Genomic DNA, 10,741 nt, shown 5'->3' on the forward strand with positions numbered 1-10,741 from the left:
GACTGCAAGCCCCCTGGGGAGAGGTTTTGGAGGCTGACTGTCGGATTAGCTTCGTCTTTTCATGATTTGAATCGTCGTGATGAGAACCGCGACCAAGATCAAGCATCCGCGCACGATATACTGCACGTATTCATTGACGTTCAAGATCGTCATGGCGTTGATGAGAACGCCTAAAAATACAAGGCCGACGAACGTGCCCCATACTTTGCCGATCCCGCCGAACAAGCTGGTACCGCCGATGATGACGGCGGAGATGACGATCAGCTCCCAGCCCTTTCCGAAAGAGAAGGCGCCGGACATCACCTGCGACGAAAGCAGGATTCCGCTTAACGCGGACAGAAGCTGAACGACGACCATGCAGACGATCTTCACCCGGCCGACGTTAATTCCCGACAGGCGCGCGGACTCCGGGTTGCCGCCGACGGCATAGACCGACCGGCCGAACTTCGTATATTTCATCACGACGAAGATGATCGCGAAGATGAGCAGCAAGATAATGGCAGGTACGGGAATGGAAAGGATTTCCCCGGATCCGAGTACATTATACCATGAGGGCAAGGTGGTGACGGGGAATCCGCCCGACATCACCGCGGCTGCGCCATAAACGACATTCAGCATGGCTAACGTAATGATAAACGAAGGCAGCTTGTATTTCGTTAGAATGAAACCGTTAAACAGTCCAATCAATCCGGCCAAAACCAGCGAAACGATCATGCCGACGATAACCGCTTGATCCATCGGCATCCCCCCGTGATTCGCCAGCCAACCGGTGACGGCTCCTGTCGTGACGCCTGACAAAGCGACGGTCGAGCCGACGGAAAGGTCGATTTCGCCGGCAATGATCACCATGGTCATCCCGAAAGCGATGATTCCCTGCATCGCGATGTTCCGGAAAATGTTCAGGATGTTATCGATCGTGAAAAAACCGGAAGAAGCGAAGCTCATGGCGATGAATATGACGAGCAATATGAGCTCCAGCATATGTTTGTTCAAATGTTTCCGCAGGTTGAGTCCGCTCGCGTTCAAAGTGATTCTCCTCCCATGCTGAGTGCATACAGATCCTCGATACTCAGTTGTTCCGGCGTATATTCGCCGCAGATTCGGCCGTCGCTCAAAATCAAGATGCGGTGGCAAACCTCAAGCAATTCCTCGAGCTCCGACGACACCAGGATACTGGAGACGCCATAGCGCGACTGCTCCCAGACGATTTGGAAAATTTGCTGCTTGGCGCTTACGTCGATGCCCCGGGTAGGCTCGTCGAAGAACATGATGCTCGGACTCGTATTGAGCCAGTTGCCGATGACGACCTTCTGCTGATTTCCGCCGGAAAGAGAGGAAACGAGATCACCGACATCCCCCGCTTTGATTTGCAGGCCGTCGATTTGACGCCGAACGAACTCTTCTTCCGTTTTTCCGTTGACGAACAGACCCTTGCCTATGCGATCAAGGCTTGCTACACACAAGTTGCTTTGAATCGAAGCAATCTGGATCAGCCCTTCTTGCTTGCGATCCTCCGGCGTTAACGCAAGTCCTGCTTTTTTCATTTTTTGCGGTGTCGGAGACTTCATCCGTTTGCCGTTGACGTAAATTTCGCCGCCGTCCGCCGGATCCGCTCCGAAAATCGATTTCAACAACTCCGTTCGCCCGGAGCCCAGCATGCCTGCGATTCCTAGAATTTCCCCTTTTCGAAGCCGAAACGACACGTCTTGAAATTTGTGATGCCGGGTCAGCCCTTTGACTTCCAGAACGACTTCCTCGGATATGCGAAGATCATGCGGCCGGGTCTTGATCTCCACGTCGCCGAACATCATGCCGATGAGATCTTTGCGCGTGAGCTCCTGCATCGGCGCCGTACCGATGAGCTGACCTTCCCGCAGCACCGTGCAGGTGTCCGCGATCTCCCACAACTCATGCAGACGATGGGATACGTATAGGATGATGACGTCTTTTTTCTTTAACTCTTCGATCATGTTGAACAGGGATTGGATCTCGTTTTTGGCCAGCGCGGATGTCGGTTCGTCCAGCTGGAGCACCTTCGGCTTGAAAGACATCGCTTTCACGATTTCAACCATTTGGGCCTGCCCGACGCTCAGGTTATACACCATTTCATCGGCGGCGATATTCAGGTTCAATTCGCCCAGCATTTCGGATGCCATTTCGTGCATCTTCTTATGATCGACGAACATTCCTTTCATCGGCGCGCGGCCGAGGAATATGTTTTCCGCCACGCTGAGCCCGGGGACCAAGCTTAGCTCTTGATAGACCGTAGCGATTCCCTTCGTGAACGCATCGCTCGGATCACGCATTTTGACAACGTTGCCATCCAGAAGCACGTCGCCCTCCGTCGGCTGGATCGCACCGGAAAAAATCTTGAGCAGCGTCGATTTTCCCGATCCGTTTTTGCCCAGCAAAGCATGCACCTTGCCGCTGTCAAAGGAAACCGACACTCGATTTAGGGCAACCGTACCTGGATAAACCTTCGTAATGTCCCGGGTTTCCAATGTGCTCATGGTTCCGACCTCGCTATCTTTGCTTAAATCGAAGGGGTTGCGATCGCAACCCCTTCCGTCCCTTGATTATTTGCCCATTTTCGCTTTCAGGTCGCTCTCGAACTTCGCGATTCCGTCGGGGTCCGCGCGGCTGAGCAGAATTCCGTTGACGATTTTCGTCGTGCCCTTGCTTGCGCTGACATCTTCTCCCTTCAGGCTCTTGATCAGCAGCTCCATCGCTTGGTAACCCATGTTATACGGATCTTGGCCGGTAATCGCCTGCAGGATGTTATCGTCCGCTTTCAGCATGGAAACCAACTGATCGCTGGCGTCCGTGCCGAATACGACGACTTTGCCGGCTTTGCCTGCGTTCTTCACCGCCATCGCCGCTCCGATCGTGCCTCCTTCGTTCGCGGCCCAGACGAGGTTGACATCCGGATGGGCCGTAAGGATATCGCCGGCGACTTGTACCGCTTTATCTTGCAGCCATGCATCTTGCTCCGCGACGATCTCGACATCCGGATTCACTTTTTTCACCGCGTCCACGAAGCCTTTGACCCGATCGCCGCTTTGCTCGGGAAGCAAGCCTTTGAAGGCCAGGATCGCGATTTTCGCTTTGCCGCCGAGCTTTTCTTTGATGTATTGGGCTGCCGCTTCGCCGGTGGTCGCGCCGATATTGACGTTGTCGGACGTGAAACCGCCGACGATGAACGGAGCGTTCGTAAGCGAAATGTTCGTTACCGCGACTTTCACGCCTTTTTCGTCCGCTTTTTTGAGCGCGGCAATCGACGAGTCTTGGTTCAGAGGGGCAATGGCGATGCCGTTTACTTTTTGGGACATGTACGTGTTGATCAATTCCGCTTCTTTGCCTTGGTCGTTGGCGGTATTGCCGGTGAGGATCTTCACGCCTGCAGCGGCTGCCGCATCTTGGTATCCCAGGGAGAGCAGCTTCATGAATTGGTCTTCCTGGAACACGACTCCGGCTACGACGAGATCGCTGTTGGCAGCAGGAGCGCTTGCGCTCGGGCTCGCCTTCGGAGACTCAGAGGCGCTTCCTGCCGGCTCTTTATTGGATGAACCGCATGCCGCCAAAGCCAAAACAAGGGTAAGCATAAGCACTAAGAGTGAACCCTTCTTGAATTGCTTCATTCCCGAACTCCCCCGTAAGATGATTTTTGGAAACGTATTCATTATAAAAACAGTTATAAAAACCTACAACGAGAGCGCTTTTTTATTTTTTGTACGATTTTTGTTTTTCGTAATTTTTTTTATGCCTACCCTTCTGTCGCAACGGGAAACCCACGAATCGAAGGCGCAACCGGACGTTCTTCCCGGCATACTCAGACATCATCCGTGGGTAAATAGAAGCCCCGTCAAAAGAAAAAACCGCTGATTATCAGCGGTTCGCGATTGCAGTTCGGCAGGTCTTTTACAACGGCAGCGCACCTCCGTTGCGGTCTACGAAACGTAAAGCCCTTCGCTCCTCTTCTTTCCTTTGGCCAGATCGCGCGTTTTAGCAGACGATTTACCGGTCGGACAGAGGCGGCTCGCCATCCAGCCAGTTCCATTCGTTGTTTTGGATAAACCTGCTTACGGCTTCGTGCGGTGCGATCCCCCAATCGTGGAAGGAACGGATGCACGCCACGAATGCCCGGATCGATTCCTTGTCGGGACTCCGCAACAACTCCTCCTGCAGCTCAAAATATCGATCTGGTATAAGAGGGAGCGTTCTCAAAACGCCTTGCAGCGATTTATGGCACGGGAACAGCACTCGGTTGTATGCCAGCAGCAGCCGGCCGGAAAACAGAACGACCTGACCGATCGCATAGGTCAGCAAATACGCGTTGCCCAATGCAATCGCCCGTTCGGCGAAGTAGCCCCCGTAAAGCTCGACTTGAGCGAAGAAGTCTTGAAAATTCCTTTCCCTATTCTGTTCGGGATAGATGGGGATTCTCGCAATCAAATCGTCCAATCCGAAAATCCGCGAGAAAACGACGAACGCCTTATCGAACGACGCGCGAGTCGGCTCGCTGCCCCTGACCGCGGCCTCTTCAAGGAAGCGATAGGGGATGATTTTGCCGTCGTAATACCCGCCCGGATAGTCGCACCCCTCTCTCGCGAAGTAAAACAATTGATCCCGTTGTTTTCGCGCTTCGAACTCCTCATCGTTCACGACCAAGTAGCAATCGATGTCGGAATCTTCGCGAGCCACTCCTTTGGCGACAGACCCGGCTATAATAATCGCCAGATTGGAAGGGTCATCCCTTAACTGACAAACCAGAGCATCGATCGCTTCCTGATGATGGGCTCGGATCGTCACGCCCGTATGGGGGTTATCCATGGGAACGCCCTCCTTATTCCCTTATCCTAACAGACCCATCCGCATCTGTTCATGGGGGAATCGGACATTCATAGAGGGGGGTTCTGACATTCAAATCACGAGCCAATAAAATTGACCCGAGCGGCCGATCATGAGGAATTCGCCGATGACCAATCCGATCATCAGGGGAGATAGGCCTAACAACACCCTTTTGATCGCGTCTTTATTTTAAAGGATTCTTGCATGTTTCTGGGAATAAAACAGACATATCAATTAGATATCTCTCGTCCGTATACTCTGGATCCGCTATCCGATTATGGTATTCCGCAAGCCAATAATATTTTGATAAGACCTTAATATTTCCTTGATGCTCCCTTGCGTTTTTGGTAATGACTTCTTTATGCTGTTCTAACATGCCAAAAAACTCATCTTCCCAGTCATAACTTTCCGCTTGTCGAACGAGATAATTGATGAAATGGAAATTATCCACGTCCCGATCAAGATATTCGATCAAAAGAACATCCTCATCATTGGAGTTCTTTCTAGTATGCTGACTTAAAACATCGGTTAAAGTTGGATGGCAAACGATTCTAGGAACAATCGCAATTTTGGATTCCGTCTCATATGCGCGTACAAGCCCAGTGCTAAAAATGATGTTTTCAGAAGCATAATGCATCCCTAAAGCAATGCCGCCTCTTATGGGAAATCCTCTAAACACCATATTTATTTGTATATCCGCAAGAATTTCAATGAGGCTGTATAAATTTGCTGACAGATTTGAATCACTCGAATCATAAGGGAAGCTAAGACAAACATTATCGGAAAACATCTTAATGTCCAACCCTGATTCAATTAGTTCGCTGTATTCAGAACGAATGTTTTGAAATAGCCCTTCGATATCTCGAATGATTCCCAGCGCCTGATTAAAATCACGTTCCGCCATTTGGGTAAGTTCTCTGAAACCAAGAATATCAAAAAAGCCTACAATACAGCTTTGCAACGATCTTTCGTTCACGCCCATTTCAGCCCCTTTGATTCAATCTAAAAATTTTCAACAAAAATCTTTAGATTCTTTTTATTCGTTTTAAGGATAAACTCTCCTCCTTACTTCCTTTCATCGACATAAAAAAGAAGGGTCCGTTCAGCGCTTTCGAATCAAAATATCAGCTCCAAATCTTCAACAGTCCCTTCCTGAAATATCATGCAAGCCATACATTTACGAAGAAGCTTCCGACCGTGAAACGGACAGTTCTCCATGAATGCAGGCTTAGCCATTGTCGAACTTAAAAGATCGGGGGTTCCCCCGATCTTTCGACTATCCTTTTACCGCACCGTTTGTAAGATGCCTTCGATAAACCGTTGAATCGAAATGAAAATGAGCACCACCGGCAGCCGTATCCGCCTTGACGAAAAGGGAAGCGATCTTCAGCCCTTCCGTCGCCCGCCGGTCGATGTATGATTTCGATACTCCTCCTTCCCGCGCGAAGAAGGACAGTTTCGGGATTACGGAGTCAACGGGCGGTCCGGTTCTATATCGCGAACAAACCGGTTCCTCAACGTTCCGAGTTTCTCGATTTCCACGGTGACGACGTCTCCCGGCCGTAAATAAACTTGCTGCTCCGGAGGGTATCCGAAAACGACGCCCTCCGGCGTTCCCGTCAAAATAAGGTCTCCCGGATCAAGCGTCATGTGGCGTGAAACATAGCTGATGATTTCATCGCACCGGAAGATCATATCGGAAGTATTGGAATTTTGGCGAACTTCGCCATTTACGGTCGTTTTGATCCCAAGCGCGTTCGGATCGCCGACTTCGTCCGCCGTAACCAGGTAAGGCCCCAGCGGGCAGAATCCATCGCAGGTCTTGCCCAGCATCCATTGGTTCGTCCGCAGCTGAAGGTCGCGGGCGGACAAGTCGTTGGCCGCGCAGTAGCCATAAACATAATCCAACGCCTCCTCGACGGATACGTTTTTCGCCGGTTTTCCGATCACGATCCCGAGCTCCGCTTCATAATCCAGCTTTGCCGTGACGGCCGGCACGACGACGTCCCGGTTATGCCCCGTCAGCGCGTTGTTGAATTTGTTGAACAAAATCGGGGTTTGAGGATACGGCGCATGGGTCTCATCCGCATGCTTGCGGTAATTGAGCCCGACGCAAATGATTTTGGAAGGGTTCGTCACGCAAGGTTCGAACGACAGCCCTTCCTCTTCCAGAAGCCAGGTCTTCGTTGACTCCGCGGATAGCCGATCCATCAAATTCTTTAGTGCGTCAATCCCGTCAGTGCCCTGTTTGATTGCCTGCATAATCGTTTGCGGTACGTTTGGCGCTCCCGCTCCCCCCACGGCTTTTACCGCGTCGGCAACCGAGATGACGCCCTCTTCGGTCCAGATGCCCAACTTCGTTTCTTCATGATCGTTTAAGGAGATCAGTTTCATCGTCTCTTCCCTTCCTCGAGCATTCCCTCTCACCCTGGTAAACTTAGAAGCCGCCGAAAGACGCGGCCGCCATCCCCTTCACGCCCGGCCGGATCCGAAAAAGACTTCCGCCGTACGGATCGTCCCTCCCGCTTTCCTCATCCATCGCGGTCGTGATATAGAGCTCATCCAGCGCCTGCCCGCCGAAAGCGCAAGAGGTCACGAACAAGGCCGGCACCTCAATGCGGTCAAGCTCCGCTCCCGTGCGGGGGTCCCGGCAGGACACCCGGCTGCCGCCCCAGTGGGCGATCCACAATCGTCCTTCCGCATCGACCGTCATTCCATCGGGAAAGCCTTCATTTTCGGCAAAGGCGAGCAGCACTCTCCGATTTCGGATCGTCCCGGCCTCCAGATCGAAATCGTAAGCGTACAAAGTTGATTGATGCGTATCGATAAAATACATCTCCGTGCCGTCGGGGCTCCAGCCCATTCCGTTCGACAGTCCGACGCCGGTTTCCATCCGATCGACCGAACCGTCCGGCAGAACGCGGTATAAGCTGCCGGCTTCCCGTTCCCCCGCCATGTTCAACGTACCGGCCCAGAAGCGGCCGCGGGGATCGCATTTTCCGTCATTCATGCGGTTGCGGGGCCGCTCCGCTTCGATCGAAGCGTAAAGCTGCAAAGATCGGTCGGCCTCGTCGTAGCGATACAGGCCATCCTGCAAGGCCAGCAGCAGGTTCCCGTTACGGGCGGGGACCGCGGCGCCGATCATTTGGTCGAAAGCATGGTGCCGATCGGTTCCGTCCGCCGGATCATACCCATGCAGAGACTTTCCAAGGATGTCCACCCAGATCAGTCTTCGGCGGGCGGAGTCCCATGTCGGCCCCTCCCCTAATCTAGCGGCGCGACGCAACAGACATTCCAGATTCCGGTTCAGAAATGATCTTCCTTTCCTTGGGCGTAACGCGCTTCATTTCTACAGTCCAATGACCGACGACGGCCATCCGTTAATGCATCATCCAGCCGCCGTCCACGTTCAAGGTTTGACCGCTGATAAAGTCGCTGTCGTGCGAAGCCAGGAACACGAATGCTCCCTCCAAATCCGCGGCGATCTCCCTTCTGGCGAAGCATTGCGCCTTGGCCAGCATTTCTCCGCTTTCCCGGATGGTCCGCTCGCTCACTTTCTCGTATTCCGTCTCCGTCAGCACGGCGCCCGGCGTAATGCAGTTAACGGTAATCCCATGCTCGCCGACTTCTCTGGCCAATGCCCGGGTAAACCCAATGATCGCACCCTTTGAAGCAACATAATGGAGGAAGTTTTTCTGCCCGGTAAAGAAAGTGACGGAGGACACGTTGATGATTTTCCCGTACCTTTGCGCTTTCATATACGGGAAAGCCTCTCGCGCGCAGAGAAACTGCGAGCGCACGTTGTTCCCCATGATCGCGTCCCATTCCTCGACGCTGATTTCATACCAGGTTTTGCGGGGATCCACCGCCGCGTTATTCACCAGGATATCGAGGCTGCCGTAACGGTCCGCGGTTTCCCGAACCAGCCGCTTGACGTCCTCCTCACGCGAGACGTCGGCCTGCACGGCGAACGCTTGGCCGCCGGCCGATACGATTTCATGGACCACCTGCTCGGCAAACGCCGGCGTATCCAGGTAATTGATGACCACTTTCGCGCCTTCCCGGGCATACCGTTTGGCCACGGCAGCGCCGATCGAACGGGAGGAACCCGTAATGACGGCCGTTTTCCCTTCCAATCTCATCCCAAACGTCCTCCTTGCGCGCAGGATCCGCCCCGAAGCGCGGGAGCCGCGGAACGGGTATACAAGCCCAGCGCGCCCTTGTGTCCGAAGCTCGGCGGCGTCCAGGACGCCTTCCGCTTGCCCAACTCCTCTTCGATCCGGGCCGCTTCGCAAGGCTCCCCTTCCAAGCCGACGATGTCGAGGGTCCGGTTCGGAATGTCCACCCGGATGATGTCCCCGTCGCGGATGAAGGCGATGGGGCCGCCGTCCAGCGCCTCCGGCCCCAAATACCCGACGCAGGGTCCGCGGGTCGCCCCGGAGAAACGGCCGTCGGTGACGAGGGAAGTCGTATGCGAAAGCACCGGATCCGACGCGATGAGCTCCGACATGAAAAACATTTCCGGCATGCCGACGGCCTTCGGCCCTTGATAACGGATGACGACGACGTCGCCGGGCTGAATCGTTTTGGCCAAATAAGCGTCGACGGCGTCTCGCTCGCTGTCGAAGACGCGGGCGGGCCCCGTATGCACCTGCATCTCGTCGGCGACGGCGAACTTCTTGATGGTCGCGCCTTCCGGGGCCAGATTGCCCCGCAGCACCGCGAGCGCCCCTTCCTTCTTCAGCGGCTTCTTCAGCGGATAGATCACATTCCGACGGTTCAGCTTGTAATTCGCCAGGAACATTTCCGCGAAATTCCGCATTTCATTGCCGCGCATTTCGTCCAGGTTCTCCCCGACCGTCTTGCCCGTCACCGTGAGGGCGCCCAGATGGAGGAACTCCCTCAGCTCCTCCATGACGAACGGAACCCCTCCCGCATACCAGAACAATTCGGTGGGATAATGCCCGGCCGTCTTCGTGTCGACCAGAATCGGGATTCGCCGATGGATTTCGTCGAACGTGCCGGCATCCAGCTCGATGCCGATTTCCTTGGCGACGGCGATCAGGTGCATTACCGCGTTCAGCGAGCCGCCGACCGCCGAATGGACCATGACGGCATTCTCGAACGCTTCGCGGGTCAGGATGTGCTCCGGGCGAATGCCGGCGGATACGAGGCGCATCACCTGTTGGCCTGCCGCGCGCGCGGCTTTGCGGATTTCCGCGTTCGTCGCCGGAATCAGCGCCGTCCAGGGCAGCGCCAGGCCGAGCGCTTCGGCCATGACCTGCATGGTGGCGGCCGTCCCCATGTACTGGCAGGCGCCGCAGGTTGGGCAGCAGGCTCTTTGGAAGGCGAGGAACTCCTCCTTCGTCATCTGCTCCTTCTCCACTTCCACGCTCATATGCCAGAGCTCTTCGTTCGATTTCATGCAGGGACCCGCCCCCATGGCGCCTCCGGGCACGTGGATCGCCGGAATGTTCAGCCGGGCGATGGCCATCAGATGAGCCGGAACGGCTTTATCGCCCGCGGAGGTCAACACCATCGCGTCGAAAGGCGTGGCCAGCGCATGGATTTCCACCATGTTCGCGATCATGTCCCGCGACAGCAGCGAGTAATGCATGCCGTTGTGCGCTTGGGCCACGCCGTCGCAAATGTCGGTCGTCGTATAGACAGCCGGCTTGCCGCCCATTTGGAATACGCCCTTCTCCATTTCGCCGACCAGCTCGCCGAGATGGTAGGAGCTGGGGTGGCTGGACCCTTGCGTGCTTTCCACCAGCACCTGGACGCGGTCCAAATCTTCGACGGTCCAATCCATGGACATGCGCAGAGCGTCGCCCTCAAAGCTGATTTTGCGTACCTTCTGGCTCGCGCGGTCCTGATTCCATCCGTCCATGCG

10 protein-coding genes are annotated in these 10,741 nt (G+C 54.6%); 1 reads left to right on the forward strand and 9 read right to left on the reverse strand.

Annotated elements, in window-relative coordinates; genetic code table 11:
• Positions 1–45: 45 nt before the first annotated feature.
• From PTZ19_RS08365 to PTZ19_RS08375, 3 genes are all read right to left on the reverse strand, one after another.
• Positions 46–1,026: an ABC transporter permease gene (locus tag PTZ19_RS08365; RefSeq protein WP_276353728.1), complete on the reverse strand. Its 981-nt coding sequence runs from the start codon at positions 1,024–1,026 to the stop codon at positions 46–48.
• A complete protein-coding gene (locus PTZ19_RS08370; protein ID WP_276353730.1) occupies positions 1,023–2,510 on the reverse strand; it encodes a sugar ABC transporter ATP-binding protein in 1,488 nt (495 codons plus the stop codon). The genes PTZ19_RS08365 and PTZ19_RS08370 overlap by 4 nt, the downstream gene beginning before the upstream one ends.
• Positions 2,511–2,576: 66 nt before the next feature.
• Positions 2,577–3,443 (reverse strand): substrate-binding domain-containing protein, encoded by an 867-nt coding sequence (locus PTZ19_RS08375; protein ID WP_276353731.1) that lies wholly within the window; start codon positions 3,441–3,443, stop codon positions 2,577–2,579.
• Between PTZ19_RS08375 and PTZ19_RS08380 the strand changes: the two genes are divergently transcribed.
• Complete coding sequence (locus PTZ19_RS08380; protein WP_276353732.1) at positions 3,442–3,882, forward strand: hypothetical protein; 441 nt, start codon at positions 3,442–3,444, stop codon at positions 3,880–3,882. The genes PTZ19_RS08375 and PTZ19_RS08380 overlap by 2 nt on opposite strands.
• A gap of 132 nt (positions 3,883–4,014) precedes the next feature.
• On the opposite strand, the gene PTZ19_RS08385 is transcribed toward PTZ19_RS08380, so the two are convergent.
• The 6 genes from PTZ19_RS08385 to ilvD form a co-directional block, all read right to left on the reverse strand.
• Positions 4,015–4,830: a nucleotidyltransferase domain-containing protein gene (locus PTZ19_RS08385; protein WP_276353734.1), complete on the reverse strand. Its 816-nt coding sequence runs from the start codon at positions 4,828–4,830 to the stop codon at positions 4,015–4,017.
• A gap of 202 nt (positions 4,831–5,032) precedes the next feature.
• Positions 5,033–5,824: a hypothetical protein gene (locus PTZ19_RS08390; RefSeq protein WP_276353736.1), complete on the reverse strand. Its 792-nt coding sequence runs from the start codon at positions 5,822–5,824 to the stop codon at positions 5,033–5,035.
• A 488-nt stretch (positions 5,825–6,312) separates the two neighbouring features.
• Positions 6,313–7,242 (reverse strand): fumarylacetoacetate hydrolase family protein, encoded by a 930-nt coding sequence (locus PTZ19_RS08395; RefSeq protein WP_276353738.1) that lies wholly within the window; start codon positions 7,240–7,242, stop codon positions 6,313–6,315.
• A 43-nt stretch (positions 7,243–7,285) separates the two neighbouring features.
• On the reverse strand, positions 7,286–8,134 hold the full coding sequence (locus tag PTZ19_RS08400) for an SMP-30/gluconolactonase/LRE family protein (protein ID WP_339329313.1): 849 nt from the start codon (positions 8,132–8,134) through the stop codon (positions 7,286–7,288).
• A 94-nt stretch (positions 8,135–8,228) separates the two neighbouring features.
• Positions 8,229–8,990, reverse strand: coding sequence for an SDR family NAD(P)-dependent oxidoreductase (locus PTZ19_RS08405; protein WP_276353739.1), 762 nt, complete (start codon positions 8,988–8,990; stop codon positions 8,229–8,231).
• Positions 8,987–10,738, reverse strand: a complete 1,752-nt coding sequence (gene ilvD / locus PTZ19_RS08410; RefSeq protein ID WP_276353740.1) for a dihydroxy-acid dehydratase — start codon at positions 10,736–10,738, stop codon at positions 8,987–8,989. Before ilvD ends, PTZ19_RS08405 begins: the two co-directional genes overlap by 4 nt.
• Between the last annotated feature and the right edge of the window lie 3 nt (positions 10,739–10,741).

The organism is Cohnella caldifontis (genome assembly GCF_029360585.1).
In the GTDB taxonomy this organism is placed as follows: Bacteria; Bacillota; Bacilli; order Paenibacillales; family Paenibacillaceae; genus Cohnella; species Cohnella caldifontis.

Excerpts from the sequence above, each read along its gene's own strand:
- PTZ19_RS08395 (WP_276353738.1), bottom strand. The coding sequence starts at position 7,242 with ATGAAACTGATCTCCTTAAACGATCATGAAGAAACGAAGTTGGGCATC.
- PTZ19_RS08375 (WP_276353731.1), bottom strand. The coding sequence starts at position 3,443 with ATGAAGCTGCTCTCCCTGGGATACCAAGATGCGGCAGCCGCTGCAGGC.
- PTZ19_RS08380 (WP_276353732.1), top strand. The coding sequence starts at position 3,442 with ATGAATTGGTCTTCCTGGAACACGACTCCGGCTACGACGAGATCGCTG.
- ilvD (WP_276353740.1), bottom strand. The coding sequence starts at position 10,738 with ATGGACGGATGGAATCAGGACCGCGCGAGCCAGAAGGTACGCAAAATC.
- PTZ19_RS08405 (WP_276353739.1), bottom strand. The coding sequence starts at position 8,990 with ATGAGATTGGAAGGGAAAACGGCCGTCATTACGGGTTCCTCCCGTTCG.
- PTZ19_RS08385 (WP_276353734.1), bottom strand. The coding sequence starts at position 4,830 with ATGGATAACCCCCATACGGGCGTGACGATCCGAGCCCATCATCAGGAA.
- PTZ19_RS08370 (WP_276353730.1), bottom strand. The coding sequence starts at position 2,510 with ATGAGCACATTGGAAACCCGGGACATTACGAAGGTTTATCCAGGTACG.